Source organism: Streptomyces flavalbus (assembly GCF_042674625.1).
Lineage (GTDB): Bacteria > Actinomycetota > Actinomycetes > Streptomycetales > Streptomycetaceae > Streptomyces > Streptomyces flavalbus.
On record NZ_JBHTEB010000001.1, the window covers coordinates 4043504 to 4060588 of the forward strand.

The following is a 17085-nucleotide window of genomic DNA, read 5'->3' on the forward strand; positions in this document are numbered from 1 at the left end:
TCACCCCAAATCCGGCAACTTGCTTCAGACGAATCAGTGATGTGACGCCGTTCACTGTCCTCCCCCTTGTCGCACCAGGAGCGGCGTTCTATCGTCTGGATGTATCGAGTCGATACATCAGCGCGACATAAAGACCGTCACGGGATCCCCGCGGCAGAGAGGAGGCGACGATGAGCCGGCGTTCCGGGATTCTTGAGTTCGCCGTACTCGGCCTGCTCCGCGAATCTCCGATGCACGGCTATGAACTGCGCAAACGACTCAACACATCACTGGGTGTGTTCCGCGCGTTCAGCTACGGGACGCTCTACCCGTGCCTCAAGACGCTGGTCGCCAACGGCTGGTTGATCGAGGAACCGGGGAACGTCTCCGAGCCCGCCGCCACCCTCGCGGGTCGTCGGGCCAAGATCGTCTACCGGTTGACGGCAGAAGGTAAGGAACACTTCGAGCAACTGCTCTCACAGACGGGCCCCGACGCCTACGAGGACGAGCACTTCGCCGCGCGGTTCGCCTTCTTCGGGCAGACCTCACGCGACGTACGGATGCGCGTACTGGAGGGCCGCCGCAGTCGGCTGGAGGAGCGCCTGGAGAAGATGCGCGCCTCCCTGGCCCGCACCCGGGAGCGCCTCGACGACTACACCCTTGAGCTCCAGCGCCACGGTATGGAGTCCGTGGAGCGCGAAGTGCGCTGGCTGAACGAGCTGATCGAGAGCGAGCGGGCCGGGCGGGACCTCAGAGGTTCCGCCACCGGGGGGTCCGCTCAGCAGGACACCACATCTGGAGCGACGGGCGGCCTGCCCCGGCCCGGGGACGAACCCCGGCCGGATACGCCCGACGACACCGCCACGTGAGGTCCCTGTCAGGGCCTCACCGAGTACACACAGGGAGCAACCGGAATGGGTTCGGTTCGCGTAGCCATCGTCGGCGTCGGAAACTGCGCCGCGTCGCTGGTGCAGGGAGTCGAGTACTACAAGGACGCCGACCCGGCGACCAAGGTCCCCGGCCTGATGCACGTCCAGTTCGGCGACTACCACGTCCGTGACGTGGAGTTCGTCGCCGCGTTCGATGTCGACGCGAAGAAGGTCGGCCTCGACCTCGCGGACGCCATCGGCGCCTCCGAGAACAACACCATCAAGATCTGCGACGTGCCCAGCACGGGCGTCACCGTCCAGCGCGGCCACACCCTCGACGGTCTCGGCAAGTACTACCGCGAGACCATCGAGGAGTCCGCCGAGGCCCCGGTCGACGTCGTCCAGGTCCTCAAGGACAAGCAGGTCGATGTCCTCGTCTGCTACCTGCCCGTCGGCTCCGAGGACGCGGCGAAGTTCTACGCCCAGTGCGCCATCGACGCCAAGGTCGCCTTCGTCAACGCCCTCCCGGTCTTCATCGCCGGCACCAAGGAGTGGGCGGACAAGTTCACCGAGGCGGGCGTCCCGATCGTCGGTGACGACATCAAGTCGCAGGTCGGCGCCACCATCACGCACCGCGTCATGGCGAAGCTGTTCGAGGACCGGGGCGTCATCCTGGACCGCACGATGCAGTTGAACGTCGGCGGCAACATGGACTTCAAGAACATGCTCGAGCGTGACCGCCTGGAGTCCAAGAAGATCTCCAAGACGCAGGCCGTCACCTCCCAGATCCCCGACCGGGAGCTGGGCGAGAAGAACGTCCACATCGGCCCGTCCGACTACGTGGCCTGGCTCGACGACCGTAAGTGGGCCTACGTCCGTCTGGAGGGCCGTGCGTTCGGCGACGTCCCGCTGAACCTGGAGTACAAGCTCGAGGTCTGGGACTCCCCGAACTCCGCCGGTGTCATCATCGACGCCCTGCGTGCCGCGAAGATCGCCAAGGACCGCGGCATCGGTGGCCCGATCCTGTCGGCGTCCTCGTACTTCATGAAGTCCCCGCCGGTCCAGTACTTCGACGACGAGGCCCGCGAGAACGTCGAGAAGTTCATCAAGGGCGAGGTCGACCGCTGACCAGGCGCTGTCCTGTGAGCTGTTGAGGGTCCCCGGGTCGCACACCCGGGGACTCTTTCGGTATGTGAGGCTGTGCCCATGGCCGTCGTCCGCGATCTACGCGTCCTGCTGCGCTTCCGAGGCTTCAGGCGACTGCTCGCCGTACGACTGCTCTCCCAGGGCGCCGACGGGGTCTACCAGGTCGGCCTCGCCACCTATGTCGTCTTCTCGCCCGAGAAGCAGACCTCGCCCGCCGCGGTCGCCTCCGCGATGGCGGTCCTGCTGCTGCCGTACTCCCTGGTGGGCCCCTTCGCGGGCGCCCTGCTCGACCGCTGGCGCCGCCGCCAGATCTTCCTCTACGGCAATCTGCTGCGCGCCGCGCTCGCCGCGGTGACGGCCGCGCTGATCATCAGCGGGGTCCCGGACTGGCTCTTCTACGTCTCCGCCCTGTGCGTCACCGCCGTCAACCGCTTCGTCCTCGCGGGGCTCTCCGCCGCGCTGCCGCGTGTCGTCGACGCCGAGCGGCTGGTGATGGCCAACTCGCTCTCCCCGACCGCGGGCACGCTCGCCGCCACCACGGGCGGCGGCCTCGCCTTCGTCGTACGGCTGCTGGTCTCGGACTCCGACGCCGCCGTGGTGCTGCTGGGAGCGGGCCTGTACCTGTGCGCGGCCCTCGCCTCGCTGCGGATCGCGGTGGCGGCGCTCGGGCCCGAGCTGGACCGTGTGCAGCCCCATCTGGTGGGGGCCATCGCCGGGACCGCCCGGGACCTGGTGGCGGGGGTACGGCACCTCGCCGCGCCGCCGCGCCGGGAGGCCGCCTGGGCGCTGGGGGCGATGACGCTGATGCGGTTCTGCTACGGCGCCCTGACGGTGACGGTGCTGATGCTGTGCCGCTACGCCCTGACCTCCGACACGGACGAGGGGCTCGCCCTGCTGGGGCTGGCGCTGGGCGTGTCCGGCGCCGGTTTCTTCGCGGCGGCCGTGGTGACGCCGTGGGCGGCGACCCGGCTCGGCCCCGGCCGCTGGATCGTGGCGTGCTCGGCGGCTGCCGCGGTCCTGGAACTCGCCCTCGGGCTGCCGTTCGCCACCGTTCCGCTGCTGGTCGCGGCCTTCGTCCTGGGACTGACCACACAGGGCGCGAAGATCGCCACGGACACCGTCGTGCAGTCCTCGGTCGAGGACGGCTTCCGCGGCCGGATCTTCTCCGTTTACGACGTCCTGTTCAACATCGCCTTCGTCGGCGCCGCCGGAATGGCCGCGCTGATGCTCCCGCCGGACGGCCGCTCGGCCCCGCTGGTGGTAACGGTGGCCGTTATCTACGGAGCGGTTGCGGTGGCTATGGCCCGCTTTGAACGCCGCAGAGTGTCACATCAGTGACACAGAGCCGTATCCGGCCGCGGAGTTGTCAGTGGAGGCCGATAACTTACGTGGGTCTTATCGCGCGACGTCATCGCGCCACGCACCTATGTTCAAGGGGGACCCCCAAGTGTCTACTCCGCCGTCCCAGGGCAACCCGTTCGCACAGAACCAGCCTCAGGGCCAGCCCCAGGGCCAGAATCCCTTCGCCCAGGGCCAGCCCCAGGCTCCGTACCCGCCCCAGGGCGGCCAGCCTGGCTTCCCGCAGCAGGCCACCGCGCCGTACGCCCCGGTCCCGCCGGAGCAGCCGCGTCGCAAGCTCAGCTTCAAGACGATCAAGAACATCGTCGTGGCCGTGATCGTCGTCGGTGTGGCGGTCGGCGCTTACATATCGAGCCAGGACGACGCCAACACGGCCGCCGTCGGTGACTGTATGCACCGCGGGAGCAGCGACGACAACAACCCGGACCTTGAGGTCGTGGACTGCAGCTCGTCCGACGCCCAGTACGAGGTGCTGGCGAAGGTGAAGGGCAACTACAGCGGGATCACCGCCCAGAGCAAGTGCGAGACCGAGGCCAAGGACTTCGAGTACGTCTACACCGAGTCCGGTGACGGCTCGAACTTCCTGCTCTGCCTGAAGGACTACAAGAAGTAAGCACACAGGGAGAGGGCCGGTGTTTCACGTGAAACACCGGCCCTCTTCACATCTCTGGGGAGGTCATGTTTCACGTGAAACATGACCTCGTTCCACAGCCTCAGCTCTGCTGGGCCCACCACTCCTTCAGTGCCGCCACCGCGTCGTCGTGCCCCATCGGACCGTGCTCAAGCCGCAGTTCCAGCAGGTGCTTGTAGGCACTGCCGACGGCGGGGCCGGGCTTGATACCGAGGATCTGCATGATCTCGTTGCCGTCGAGGTCGGGACGGATCGCGTCCAGCTCCTCCTGCTCCTGGAGCTGGGCGATGCGCTCCTCCAGACCGTCGTACGCCCGGGACAGCGCGGCGGCCTTGCGCTTGTTGCGGGTCGTGCAGTCGGAGCGGGTCAGCTTGTGCAGCCGGTCGAGCAGGGGCCCGGCGTCCCGCACATAGCGGCGGACGGCGGAGTCGGTCCACTCGCCGGTGCCGTAGCCGTGGAAGCGCAGGTGGAGCTCCACCAGACGCGAGACGTCCTTCACCAGTTCGTTGGAGTACTTCAGCGCCGTCATGCGCTTCTTGGTCATCTTCGCGCCGACCACCTCATGGTGGTGGAAGGAGACCCGGCCGTCCTTCTCGAACCGTCGCGTGCGCGGCTTGCCGATGTCATGCAGGAGCGCCGCCAGCCGCAGGGTCAGGTCGGGGCCGTTCTCCTCCAGCGCGATCGCCTGCTCCAGCACGATCAGCGTGTGGTCGTAGACGTCCTTGTGCCGGTGGTGCTCATCGCTCTCCAGCCGCAGGGCGGGCAGCTCCGGCAACACACGGTCGGCGAGGCCGGTCTCCACGAGCAGGGCGAGGCCCTTGCGGGGGTGCGCGGACAGGATCAGCTTGTTCAGCTCGTCCCGGACCCGCTCGGCCGAGACGATCTCGATCCGTCCGGCCATCTCCGTCATGGCCGTGACGACCTCGGGAGCCACTTCGAAGTCGAGCTGCGCGGCGAACCGCGCCGCCCGCATCATCCGCAGCGGATCGTCCGAGAAGGACGCCTCTGGTGTGCCCGGGGTGCGCAGCACCCGCGCCGCGAGGTCGTCGAGCCCACCGTGCGGGTCGATGAACGTCTTCTCCGGCAGTGCCACCGCCATCGCGTTGACCGTGAAGTCACGGCGGACCAGGTCGTCCTGGATGGAGTCGCCGTAGGCCACCTCGGGCTTGCGCGAGGTACGGTCGTACGCCTCGGAGCGGTAGGTGGTGACCTCGATCTGGTAGCCGTCCTTCTGCGCCCCGACCGTGCCGAAGGCGATGCCGACGTCCCACACGGCGTCCGCCCAGGGTCGCACGATCTTGAGTACGTCCTCGGGGCGGGCGTCGGTGGTGAAGTCCAGGTCGTTGCCGAGTCGGCCGAGCAGCGCGTCCCGGACCGAGCCGCCGACCAGGGCCAGGGAGAATCCGGCCGCGGCGAAGCGGCGCGCGAGGTCGTCGGCGACGGGTGCGACCGTCAGCGGCTCGTCTACCGCACGGCGCTGCACCTGGTTCAGGACACTGAGCTTGTCTTCGTTGGCGTTCGGCACAACAAGAGAGGGTACGTGGCCGGGACACCGGCGAGCGCGCCCTTAACGGCGTACGCCCACGTTCTCCGCCAACCGCGCGTTCCCCTGCAGAGGCGCGTATACAGGTCGGCGGTCCAGCTCCTACGATCTTGTGACACGGTCCGCGGCACTTCCCCTCAGCGGGCATCGTTACCATGCGTGGACGCACATTCCGACGACCACTGACGACGACGAGGGACGGGCGAGGGCGTGGCCGAGGCGGCAGACTTCCAGGGGACCGGTCCCTCACCTGCCCGCCCCAGGCTGCGGCGCACCGCAGCACTGATCGCCGGGGTCCCCCTGCTGGCCGCTCTGCTCCAGCTTCCCGCCCCCCAGACCGCGAATGCCGCCGGGCAGACCTCCGCCAAGGCGGCCTCCGGCTCGCGCACCGTGGCCATCGCCCTTGACTCGCTCAGCCCCGCCGTCCCCGGCGAGGGCGACACCCTGACCGTCTCCGGCACCGTCACGAACAAGGGCAAGCAGGCGATCACGGACGCCCACGTCGATCTGCGCCTGGGTCCCGAGCTGACCACGCGCTCGGAGATCGACAGCGTCTCCCAGCGCACCGACTACGTCCCCGGCACGGACGGTACAGAGGTCGACGACGCCCCCGACCAGGAGTTTGCCAAGCTCACCCCGGGCGTCGCCCAGCGCTTCAGCATCTCCGTTCCCGTCGACGACCTGGACCTCGACGGCAGCGGCGTCTACCAGCTCGGGGTCTCCCTGTCCGGTGAGACGTCCGCGCAGCCCTGGGAGCAGGTGCTCGGTATCCAGCGCACCTTCCTGCCGTGGCAGCCCGACGAGCCCGACACGTCGACGAAGACGACCGTTCTGTGGCCGCTCATGGCCGCCTCCCACATGACGGCGGAGACGGGGTCGAACGAGCAGCAGACGCCGATCTTCAGCGATGACGACCTCGCCAAGGAGATCTCCGCGGGCGGCCGTCTGGAGCAGCTGGTGTCGCTGGGCAGCTCCCTCGACGTCACCTGGGTGATCGACCCGGACCTGCTGGCGACCGTGGACGCCATGACGCGCGGCTACGAGATCCAGGCCGAGGGCGACACCACCGTCTCCGGCACCCACCAGGCCGTCGCCAGGAAGTGGCTCGCCCAGCTCCAGCGGGCGGTGGCGGGCAAGGAGGTCGTCGCCCTGCCGTTCGGCGACCCCGACCTGGCCTCCCTCGCCCACAACGGCACGAACGTCCCCGGCTCGCTGAGCCACCTCAAGGCCGCGACCGACGTCGCCGCCACCACCGTGCGGTCCGTGCTGCACGTCACCCCGAGTACCGACTTCGCCTGGCCGCTGAACGGCGCCGTGGACCCGTCGATCGTCAAGGTCGCCACCTCCGCGGGAGCCGACAAGGTGATCGCGCGCAGCGACAGCCTGGAGGAGACGGGCGGTCTGCCCTACACGCCGTCCGCGGCCCGCCCGATCGGCGGTGGCACCACGGCGGTGGTCGCGGACTCCCGGATGTCGACGGCGTTCCAGGGGGACCTGACGAAGGCGTCCACCACCGCACTCGCCGTGCAGCGGTTCCTGGCGCAGAGCCTCGCGCTGAACCTCCAGACGAACAAGCAGCGCAGCATCGTCGTCGCCCCGCCGCGGATGCCGACCGCGAGCCAGGCGCGCGCGATGGCCAAGGCGGTGAGCGCCCTCCAGGACGGCACCTGGACCGAGGCCCAGGATCTCACCGCCACCGCGGAGGCCAAGCCGGACCCCGCGGCCACGACGAAGGTGCCCTCCCGCTCCTCGTACCCCTCGTCGCTGCGCAAGCACGAACTGCCGCGGGCGACGTTCGACCAGATCGCGACCACGCAGGAGAAGCTCGACCACTTCAAGGTGATCCTCACCGACGAGACCCGGGTGGTGACCCCGTTCGGCCGGGCCATCAACCGTGAGATGTCCACCTCGTGGCGCGGCCGGGCCTCCGAGGCGGCCATCTTCCGCGCCGGTGTGGAGAGCTACCTCGACGACCTGATCGGCCAGGTCAGACTGATCGACAAGTCGGAGACCAAGCTCTCCGGGCGCAGCGCCACCATCCCGGTGACCGTGCAGAACAACCTGGTGCAGGGCGTCGACCGCTTGGTGCTGCGGCTCACCTCGACCAGCCCGACGCGTCTGGAGATCGGCGGCAACACCTACTCCGAGGTGCCCGTCACGGTCTCCGGCGGACACAGTCAGTCGGTGAAGTTCCCCACGTCCGCCAACGCCAACGGCCGGGTCACGGTGGTGGCGCAGTTGTTCACCGAGGACGGGCAGGCGTACGGCACGCCGGTCACGTTCGACGTGAAGGTCACCGAGGTCACGGCCACTGTGATGCTGGTCATCGGCGGCGGTGTGCTGCTGCTCGTCCTCGCGGGCTTCCGCATGTACACCCAGCGCAAGCGCGCCGCCGCCCGCAGGGCCGCGGAGGACGAGACGGACGTCCCGGACGACGCGAACGACGGCGACGACGAATCCACCGGCGATCCACGAAACCCCGAGGACCCCGCGGACCGTCACACACAGGAGTCCGGCGCGCGAGCCGGGGCAGGCGACCCGGAGCAGCCGAGTGACCCTGGGCCGGACACCGCAACGGAAAGCCCCGACCCGTCCGGGACGGGTGAGAGAGTGGACCGTTGAGACACCGAGGCCGGTGGGGCCGGGACCGATGAGGTGGAGTAAGCATGAACGCGCCGTACGACGGTGACCGTGGCCAGGCCGCGGGCGACCCGGGCCATCCCGAGGGCCCGCCGCCCGAGCACGGCCAGGTGCCGCCGCAGCACCCGGCGGACATGTACCTCCAGGACGCCTACGACCAGGACCCGTACCAGTCCCAGGACCTCTCGGCGCAGGACCCGGTCGCCGAGGCGCTGTACGACCGCGCCGCGCACCCCCCGCCGCCCCCGGGCACCTATCCGCCTCCGCAGCAGTTGTACGCCCAGCCGCCGCCCTCGCCGTACGCCCCCGACCCGCGCGTCTGGGCGCAGACCCCGGCGCCCGAGCCGGAGGGGCCGACGCAGTACCTGCCGTACGGCGACGACCCGCGCAGCACGCAGTACGTCGGCGTGGACGACCTGGTCGGCCAGTACGGTGGGGAGCAGCCGCAGCCGGACGCCTTCGCGCACCTGTTCAGGGACCAGCAGCAGAGCGGGACGCACCAGCCGACGGGGTATCCCGGGGTACCGGGCCAGGCCGCCGAGCCGGGTATGGGCCCGGGACCGGCGGACCCGTCCGGGGCGGGCCCGTACCAGCCGGGCCCCTACCAGGCGGACCCCTACCAGGCGGGTCAGTACAGCTCAGGCCCGTACAACGCGACGGGTCCCTACGCTGGCGCGCCCCAGGCGCCCGCGCCCGCCCCCACGGCGTCGGTGCCGCCCCCCGCCGCCGAGCCCTCCGAGCCCCTGCCCGCGTCCGCGCCGAGGAAGGGCGGACGGGCGACCGGACTGCTGAAGTCGAGCGCCGTGATGGCGGCGGGCACGATGGTGTCCCGCCTGACCGGCTTCATCCGCTCGGCGCTGATCGTCTCGGCCCTCGGCACCGCGCTCCTCGGCGACACCTTCCAGGTGGCCTACCAACTGCCGACGATGATCTACATCCTGACCGTCGGCGGCGGCCTCAACTCGGTCTTCGTACCCCAACTGGTGCGCGCCATGAAGGACGACGAGGACGGCGGCGAGGCGTACGCCAACCGGCTGCTGACCCTCGTCATGGTGGCTCTGGGCCTGCTCACCCTGATCGCGATGTTCGCGGCGCCCCTGCTGGTCCGCGCCCTGTCGAACTCGGTGGCGACGGACCCGGCGGCCAACGAGGTCGGCATCACCTTCACCCGCTACTTCCTGCCGTCCATCTTCTTCATGGGCGTCCACGTGGTGATGGGTCAGATCCTCAACGCCCGTGGTCGGTTCGGCGCGATGATGTGGACGCCGGTCCTCAACAACGTCGTCATCATCGTCACCCTCGCCATGTTCCTGTGGGTGTACGGCTCCGCCGAGCACTCCGGCATGAAGGTCACCAACATCCCGGTGGAGGGCCAGCAACTCCTCGGCATCGGCATCCTCCTCGGCCTCGTCGTCCAGGCGCTGGCCATGATCCCGTACCTGCGCGAGACCGGGTTCCGGCTGCGGCTGCGGTTCGACTGGAAGGGCCACGGCCTCGGCAAGGCCGCGATGCTCGCCAAGTGGACGATCCTGTTCGTCCTCGCCAACCAGGCGGGCGCCCTCGTCGTCACCCAGCTCGCGACCGCGGCCGTCGCCGACACCAACATCCCCGGCACCGGCTTCAGCGCCTACGCCAACGCCCAGCTCATCTGGGGCCTGCCGCAGGCCATCATCACCGTCTCCCTGATGGCGGCCCTGCTGCCCCGGATCTCCCGTTCGGCCGCGGAGGACGACGGCGGCGCCGTCCGCGACGACATCTCCCAGGGTCTGCGCACCACGGCCGTCGCGATCGTGCCGCTCGCCTTCGGGTTCGTCGCCCTCGGCGTCCCGATGTGCACCCTGATCTTCGGCTCCTCGGGCAGCAACGCCGCCACCAACATGGGTTACATGCTGATGGCGTTCGGCCTCGGCCTGATCCCGTACTCCGTGCAGTACGTCGTCCTGCGCGCGTTCTACGCCTACGAGGACACCCGCACGCCCTTCTACAACACGGTCATCGTGGCCGCCGTCAACGCGGGCGCCTCAGCGCTCTGCTTCGCCCTGCTCCCGGCCCGTTGGGCCGTGGTCGGCATGGCCGCCTCGTACGGCCTGGCCTACGTGATCGGCGTCGGTGTCGCCTGGCAGCGGCTGCGCAGGCGGCTGGGCGGCGACCTCGACGGGGCGCGGGTACTGCGCACCTACGCCCGGCTGAGCATCGCCTCGATCCCCGCGGCCCTGCTCGCCGGCGCTGCCTGTTACGGCATCACCCAGGTACTCGGCCAGGGCGTCGCGGGCTCCTTCGCCGCGCTGCTGGCCGGTGGTCTCGTACTGCTCGCGGTCTTCTTCGTCGGTGCCCGGCGGATGCGTGTGGAGGAGCTGAACTCGCTCGTCGGCATGGTCCGTGGGCGTCTGGGGCGCTGACGCGGGGGTATGCGCACAACCATCGTCCGCCATCGTGTGTCGTGCATAGCGGCGGTCTGTGGGCACAATTGGTTTCGGCGTCGGACGGCGCGCACGAGGTCGAACGGCGCGCAACGGATGGGGAGGCAGGAACGACGGTGGCGGAACGGAGCACGGCTGCCGTCGACGTGGCAGACAACAGCGGCGACGAGCCGCTGACCGCCAAGGCGGATCAGGCGGACCAGTCCACGGCCGACGGGGTGGCCCAGAACCTGGAGCGGAACACGAAGAACGACGAGGCACAGGGGAGGGACGGGACCAGCGGTCCCGGTAAGACCTCACCGCCGGAACTGCACAGCGGTCACAAGCTCGCCAGACGGTACCGCCTGGAGGAGTGCGTCACCCGTCTGGACGGCTTCAGCAGTTGGCGCGCGGTCGACGAGAAACTGCGCCGCGCCGTCGGCGTCCACGTCCTGCCCGCGGATCACTCCCGGGCCCGCTCCGTGCTCGCCGCCGCCCGCTCCTCCGCCCTGCTGGGCGACCCCCGTTTCGTCCAGGTGCTGGACGCGGTCGAGGAGAACGACCTCGTCTACGTCGTCCACGAATGGCTGCCCGACGCCACCGAGCTGACCACGCTGCTGTCCGCCGGTCCGCTGGAGCCGCACGACGCCTACCAGATGGTCAGCCAGGTGGCCGCCGCCATGGCCGCCGCGCACCGCGAGGGCCTCGCCCATCTCCGGCTCAACCCCAACGCCGTGCTGCGCGCCTCCACCGGCCAGTGGCGCATCCGCGGCCTCGCCGTCAACGCCGCGCTGCGCGGCATCAGTTCGGACACCCCACAGCGCACCGACACCGAGGCGATCGGCGCCCTGCTGTACGCGGCGCTCACCCAGCGCTGGCCGTACGAGAGCGACGCCTACGGCCTGTCAGGGCTGCCGAAGGACGTCGGTCTTATCGCCCCCGACCAGGTGCGTGCCGGGGTGCACCGTGGGCTGTCGGAGCTGGCGATGCGCGCGCTCGTCAACGACGGCGCGACCGCCTCCCGCCATGAATCGGCGTGCACCACGCCCGAGGACCTGGTGAAGGCGATCGGCGAGATGCCCCGCATCCGCCCGCCGGAGCCCGCGTTCACCGCGCCGCCCGAGTACCAGCGCACCACCTACCAGCAGGGCACCTACGGCCGCACCGCGCCACCCGGCGCCACCCAGCCGGTGCCGTCCCCGCCACCCCCGCTCCAGAGCCGTACCGGCAAGGCGCTGAAGTGGGCGGTCTCCGCGCTGCTGATCGCCGCACTGGGCCTGGGTAGCTGGCAGTTGGCCGACGCCCTGATGCAGCAGGGCGACAAGGCCGACGACACCAACCAGACGCAGACGACCGACGACAACGACAAGGGCAACGAGAAGCCCAAGCCCACCAAGCCCCTGGCGATCGAGGGTGCGCAGGAGTACGTGGCCAGCGGCGACGCCCAGGCCGCCGAGGACGTCGGCAACACGTACGACGGCGACAGCTCCACGTTCTGGCGCACCAAGCGCTACAACGAGGGTCCGGAGCTGGCTCCCTACAAGCCGGGCGTGGGCATCGTCTACGACCTCGGCTCGGCCAAGGAGGTATCCGCCGCGTCAATAGCGCTCCGGTACGGCGGTGACCACACGACGGCCACCCTCTACGCCACCGACTCCCTTACCCCGTCGACGGGCGTCGACGGAATGACGAAGATCGGCACCGCCACCACGAGCGGCACCTCTCTCACCATGAAGGCGCCGAAGGCGGTGAAGACCCAGTACGTGCTGCTGTGGATCACGGCCGTCCCGAACGCGCCCACGGACGGGTACAGCAGCGCGGGTTACAAGCAGGCCATCACCGACCTGAAGTTCACGGGCTGAGTCGGCCGAAGGCGAGGGGGCCCGATGGCAGAGGACATCGCGTACGGCGATGTGAGCGATCAGGACCTCCTCGCCCGGCACGTCAAGGGCGACCACGAAGCGTTCGGGGAGCTGGTGCGGCGGCACCGCGACCGGCTGTGGGCGGTGGCGCTGCGGACGCTGGGGGACCGCGAGGAGGCCGCTGACGCCGTCCAGGACGCCCTGGTATCCGCCTACCGGGCCGCCCACACCTTCCGCGGCCAGTCGGCCGTCACGACCTGGCTGCACCGGATCACGGTGAACGCCTGCCTCGACCGGGCCCGCAAGGCGGCCTCCCGGAAGACCTCGCCGGTGGACGACACCGAGCGGCTGGAGCAGCTCCTGGAGCCACACGAGTCGGCCTCGGCCCCCGCCGAGCGCAACGACCTGCACCGCCAGCTCCTCGCCGCACTGGGCACCCTCCCGGCGGACCAGCGGGCCGCCCTCGTCCTGGTGGACATGCAGGGCTACCCCGTCGCCGAAGCGGCCCGCGTCCTCGATGTGCCGGTCGGCACCGTGAAGAGCCGCTGCGCCCGGGGCCGGGCAAGACTGCTGCCGTTGCTCACCCATCTGCGGCCGGAGAAGGCCGGGAGCGGCACACCATCGGGTGAGCGACGGAACCGGACGCAGGGGGCATCCGTCCCACCGGCAGCGGGGCCGCGTGACGACGGGCCGCGAGATTCCGGGTCAAGTGATTCAGCTTCTGTGAAGGGCGGAGGTGGGCGAGCGTGACATCCACGACGGACGCGGCGGAGCACCCTGATGTCGCCGAGATCTCCGACCTCACCGAGGGCCTGCTCCCCCCGGACCGGACCACCGCCGTACGGCGGCATCTGGAGGAGTGCGAACTCTGCGCGGATGTCCACATCTCGCTGAAGGAGATCCGCGGCCTGCTCGGCACTCTCCCGGGCCCCGCGCCCATGCCCGCCGAGGTGGCCGGGCGTATCGACGCCGCCCTCGCCGCTGAGGCGCTGTTGAACGCCACGGCGCCCGAGGCTCTGGACGGCACACCCGTCGAAGCCTCCCGCGCCCCGTCCGGCGCGGACGACAGCGCGCGTGTTTCACGTGAAACATCGTCCGTCGGCCGCCCGGCCGGACATGCCCGTACCTCCTCCACCGGCCCTGGGCGCAAGGACCGCAAGCGCGGGGGCCGCCGCAGGAACGTTGTGCTGGGCGCCGTCCTCTCGGCTGCCGCCCTCGGGCTGGGCGGCGTCCTGTGGTCGTCACTGAGCGGCGGCGAGCCGGACACCAGCGCCCAGGGCGAGCAGTCCACCTCGGCGGACACCTTCTCTGAGGGACAGCTAGAGACACAGGTCGCGGATCTCCTCGCGGAGAAGCAGAACCGTCGAGGTGGCGTCCGTTCGCCTGGCGGCTTCGGCGTGGAGTCCGCACCCAGCTCCCCGACCAACGGGGCCACCGAGCTGTTCAAAGAGACGACGGTGATCATCCCGGAGTGCGTCCAGCAGACCCTCGACGGTCCGGAAGCGGCCCTGGCCGCCAAGGAAGGCACCTATCAGGGGACGCGCGCTCTGCTCGTCGTGCTCCCGGATGACGCCGACCCCAGCCGGGTCACCGCCTACCTCGTGGACGCGACCTGTGTGGATCAGGCTTCGGTGAAGGCCAGGGTGCTCCTGAAGCACTCGTACCCGCGTTCCTGATCTCGCCCTCCCGCGCTTCTTCGTGTGCCCGGACACAGCGGGAATGTGCGCCCCTTAGGATCCGTTGGGTGGGGTGAGAGTCCGGAACGAGACTCCCACCGGTCGAACGATTCAGTCCAGAGACGAGGAATCAAGCCGTGAGCGACGTCCGTAACGTGATCATCATCGGCTCCGGGCCCGCCGGTTATACGGCGGCGCTCTACACCGCGCGCGCGTCGCTGAAGCCTCTGGTGTTCGAGGGTGCCGTCACCGCGGGCGGTGCGCTGATGAACACCACCGAGGTCGAGAACTTCCCCGGCTTCCAGGACGGCATCATGGGCCCCGAGCTGATGGACAACATGCGGGCCCAGGCCGAGCGGTTCGGTGCCGAGCTCGTGGCGGACGACATCGTCTCCGTCGACCTGACCGGTGAGATCAAGACCGTCACCGACACCTCCGGCGCGGTCCACCAGGCGAAGGCCGTGATCGTCGCCACCGGCTCCCAGCACCGCAAGCTCGGGCTGCCGAACGAGGACGCGCTCTCTGGGCGTGGTGTCTCCTGGTGTGCCACCTGTGACGGCTTCTTCTTCAAGGACCAGGACATCGCCGTCATCGGCGGCGGCGACACCGCGATGGAAGAGGCGACCTTCCTCTCCCGCTTCGCCAAGTCCGTGACGATCGTGCACCGCCGCGACACCCTGCGCGCCTCCAAGGCGATGCAGGAGCGCGCCTTCGCCGACCCGAAGATCACCTTCGTCTGGGACAGCGAGGTCGCCGAGATCCAGGGCGACCCGAAGCTCTCCGGCCTGAAGCTGCGCAACGTCAAGACCGGCGAACTGTCCGACCTCCCGGTGACGGGCCTGTTCATCGCAATCGGCCATGACCCGCGCACCGAACTCTTCAAGGGCCAGCTAGAGCTGGACGAGGAGGGCTACCTGAAGGTCAACGCCCCCTCGACCCGGACCAACCTGACGGGTGTCTTCGGCGCCGGTGACGTCGTCGACCACACCTACCGCCAGGCGATCACCGCCGCGGGCACCGGCTGCTCCGCCGCTCTGGACGCCGAGCGCTTCCTCGCCGCCCTGGCGGACGAGGAGATGGCCGAGCCCGAGAAGACCACCGTCTGACCCTCATCACCCCACGCAACAACCAGTTAAGGAGCCCGCCGTGGCCGGCACCCTGAAGAACGTGACCGACGACTCCTTCGAGCAGGACGTCCTCAAGAGCGACAAGCCCGTCCTGGTGGACTTCTGGGCCGCCTGGTGCGGGCCGTGCCGCCAGATCGCGCCGTCCCTTGAGGCGATCGCCAAGGAGCACGGCGACAAGATCGAGATCGTCAAGCTCAACATCGACGAGAACCCCGGTACGGCCGCGAAGTACGGCGTGATGTCGATCCCGACGCTGAACGTCTACACCAACGGCGAGGTCGCCAAGACCATCGTCGGCGCCAAGCCGAAGGCCGCGATCCTCCGCGACCTTGAGGACTTCATCGCCGAGTGATCACCGCCGTCGAGCCGACGGCAATGTTTCACGTGAAACAACGAAGGGGCCGCTCCCACGAGGGACGCTGTTGGTTTATTCGGCCCCTGCTTGTGCCCCGTCGAGCGTCAGCTCGGCGGGGCACAGTGCTGCGAAGTGGCTGGTGCGGGTGCGGGCTCGTGGTGTGTCGGTGAGGTGGGCGTCGATGCGGGCGAGGTTGAGGGCGGCTCCGGTGAGCTGGTGCTGGAGGCTGGTCTTTGCCAGGCCCCGGTAGCGGGATCTGCGCAGGCCGCAACGCCCGACGGCCTGTGAGATGGTGCCTTCGACCCCGGCCCGGATCTTGTAGCGCTCTTTCCACGCATCGGTCTGCTGTTCGGCGCGGATGTGCCGGATGGCGTCGTGCTGAGCTTGCTGTTGCCGCAGCATGAGTTCCCGGCGGCGGCCGGTGGCCGAGCTGACGCAGGAGCTTAGGTGGGGACAGGGGCCGCAGCGGCTCGCGGGGAACCTGACGCGGATGACCGGCAGGCCCTTGGAGTCGTTGCGGGGATACCAGTCCGTGGCGGTGGCACCACCTGGGCAGGTCACCTGCTGGTGTTCCCAGTCGACGGCGAACGCGTCCAGCCCGAAAGCGCCCTTGGCCTGGGACGAGGTGTTGCCGGCCAGTGGCCCGTGCAGCTCGACGCCGTGCCGGGTGCGGGCGGCGAGGACGTGGGCGGCGGTGGGGTAGCCGGCATCCACCCAGTGCTCGCCGGGCAGGCAGTCCCGGGCGGCGAGGGAGGCGTGGATCTCCTCGTTCATCGCGTTGTCCGCGACGGTTGCCACGGTGGTGGCCACGTTGGTGACCAGGTTCGGAACGTCCACCTCGCCGCAGGTCTCGGTGAGGTGGACCTTGTATCCGTCCCACATGGTGTCCCGTTTGACGCCGACACGAGCCTCCGGGTCATAGGGGTTGACCAGGCGCGTCGTGCCCGGCGGCCGGTCTTTTGGGCCCCTGCGCGTCACCTCGCCGCCCACCCGGTGGAAGTGCTGGACCCAGACCCGGCGCAGAAACTCCACCTCGTCGAGTGCGCGGAGTTCTGCGGGGGCATCGGCAGCGAAGACCGCTTCCAACAGGCGTGTCCCATCCCGGCCGATCCGTGACCCCACCTCGTCCCGCTTCGCGCGGGCCTTGGGGAACCGGGAATCCTCGGCCCTGGTGGCGTAGTGACGGAACCAGTTCGGCTCAGCGATCTCGGTCAGCCAGTCCGGAGCTGCCTGCGCGAGGGCGTTCAGCGCCGCACGCAGCGTCTCGGCCACTTGCTCCAGCCAGCACAGCTCACGCGCCGACGACAGCACGTGCGAGGAGTCGGTCCGGGCCCGGCCCGCGCTCTTGAGCAGCCCTTTCTCGCGGGCTGCGACCAGCACACCGTCCATGACCCGGCGCCCGCCGTCAGCCCCGGCCAACCGGTCCCTGAACTCCGACAGCACCGAGAAATCAAAGCCGGGATCATCGAGTTGAAGCCCGATGTCCAGGTACTTATGTG

The 17085-nt window shown here is 69.6% G+C and carries 12 protein-coding genes and 1 pseudogene; 11 read left to right on the forward strand and 2 right to left on the reverse strand.

The features are described from left to right. Positions 1-170 precede the first annotated feature (170 nt). The 4 genes from ACFQZ6_RS18200 to ACFQZ6_RS18215 all read left to right on the forward strand — a co-directional run bounded on the left by ACFQZ6_RS18200 (position 171) and on the right by ACFQZ6_RS18215 (position 3966). Positions 171-848, forward strand: a complete 678-nt coding sequence (locus ACFQZ6_RS18200) for a PadR family transcriptional regulator (protein ID WP_381610333.1) — start codon at positions 171-173, stop codon at positions 846-848. Positions 849-893: 45 nt separating this feature from the next. Next, positions 894-1976 (forward strand): inositol-3-phosphate synthase, encoded by a 1083-nt coding sequence (locus ACFQZ6_RS18205; RefSeq protein ID WP_381610336.1) that lies wholly within the window; start codon positions 894-896, stop codon positions 1974-1976. A gap of 78 nt (positions 1977-2054) precedes the next feature. After that, the gene (locus tag ACFQZ6_RS18210) at positions 2055-3332 is read left to right on the forward strand and encodes an MFS transporter (protein WP_381610339.1); all 1278 of its coding nucleotides are present in this window, start codon (positions 2055-2057) and stop codon (positions 3330-3332) included. A 109-nt stretch (positions 3333-3441) separates the two neighbouring features. Beyond that, a complete protein-coding gene (locus ACFQZ6_RS18215; protein WP_381610342.1) occupies positions 3442-3966 on the forward strand; it encodes an LppU/SCO3897 family protein in 525 nt (174 codons plus the stop codon). 100 nt (positions 3967-4066) lie between these two features. Here ACFQZ6_RS18215 and ACFQZ6_RS18220 read toward each other — a convergent pair whose 3' ends face one another. Then, complete coding sequence (locus ACFQZ6_RS18220; protein WP_381610345.1) at positions 4067-5509, reverse strand: CCA tRNA nucleotidyltransferase; 1443 nt, start codon at positions 5507-5509, stop codon at positions 4067-4069. Positions 5510-5737: 228 nt separating this feature from the next. Here ACFQZ6_RS18220 and ACFQZ6_RS18225 point away from each other — a divergent pair, with 228 nt between their 5' ends. The 7 genes from ACFQZ6_RS18225 (at position 5738) to trxA (ending at position 15583) form a co-directional block, all read left to right on the forward strand. Next, positions 5738-8149, forward strand: a complete 2412-nt coding sequence (locus tag ACFQZ6_RS18225; protein ID WP_381610348.1) for a DUF6049 family protein — start codon at positions 5738-5740, stop codon at positions 8147-8149. 44 nt (positions 8150-8193) lie between these two features. After that, complete coding sequence (gene murJ / locus ACFQZ6_RS18230; protein WP_381610350.1) at positions 8194-10566, forward strand: murein biosynthesis integral membrane protein MurJ; 2373 nt, start codon at positions 8194-8196, stop codon at positions 10564-10566. A 137-nt stretch (positions 10567-10703) separates the two neighbouring features. Next, positions 10704-12428: a serine/threonine protein kinase gene (locus ACFQZ6_RS18235; RefSeq protein WP_381610352.1), complete on the forward strand. Its 1725-nt coding sequence runs from the start codon at positions 10704-10706 to the stop codon at positions 12426-12428. A gap of 24 nt (positions 12429-12452) precedes the next feature. Next, a complete protein-coding gene (gene sigM / locus ACFQZ6_RS18240) occupies positions 12453-13178 on the forward strand; it encodes an RNA polymerase sigma factor SigM (protein ID WP_381610355.1) in 726 nt (241 codons plus the stop codon). Next, positions 13175-14104: an anti-sigma factor family protein gene (locus ACFQZ6_RS18245; protein ID WP_381610358.1), complete on the forward strand. Its 930-nt coding sequence runs from the start codon at positions 13175-13177 to the stop codon at positions 14102-14104. The genes sigM and ACFQZ6_RS18245 overlap by 4 nt, the downstream gene beginning before the upstream one ends. 137 nt (positions 14105-14241) lie before the next feature. Further along, positions 14242-15210 (forward strand): thioredoxin-disulfide reductase, encoded by a 969-nt coding sequence (gene trxB, locus ACFQZ6_RS18250; protein ID WP_381610361.1) that lies wholly within the window; start codon positions 14242-14244, stop codon positions 15208-15210. A 40-nt stretch (positions 15211-15250) separates the two neighbouring features. After that, entirely contained in the window at positions 15251-15583 is a 333-nt protein-coding gene (gene trxA / locus ACFQZ6_RS18255; protein ID WP_381610364.1) for a thioredoxin, read from the forward strand. A gap of 75 nt (positions 15584-15658) precedes the next feature. On the opposite strand, the pseudogene ACFQZ6_RS18260 reads toward trxA, so the two are convergent. Next, positions 15659-17068, reverse strand: a pseudogene (locus ACFQZ6_RS18260) (transposase); the annotation flags it as partial. Positions 17069-17085: the final 17 nt, after the last annotated feature.

Bases quoted from the DNA above. Each gene is read 5' to 3' on its own strand.
- sigM (WP_381610355.1), top strand. From the start codon at position 12,453: ATGGCAGAGGACATCGCGTACGGCGATGTGAGCGATCAGGACCTCCTC.
- ACFQZ6_RS18205 (WP_381610336.1), top strand. From the start codon at position 894: ATGGGTTCGGTTCGCGTAGCCATCGTCGGCGTCGGAAACTGCGCCGCG.
- murJ (WP_381610350.1), top strand. From the start codon at position 8,194: ATGAACGCGCCGTACGACGGTGACCGTGGCCAGGCCGCGGGCGACCCG.
- ACFQZ6_RS18200 (WP_381610333.1), top strand. From the start codon at position 171: ATGAGCCGGCGTTCCGGGATTCTTGAGTTCGCCGTACTCGGCCTGCTC.
- ACFQZ6_RS18210 (WP_381610339.1), top strand. From the start codon at position 2,055: ATGGCCGTCGTCCGCGATCTACGCGTCCTGCTGCGCTTCCGAGGCTTC.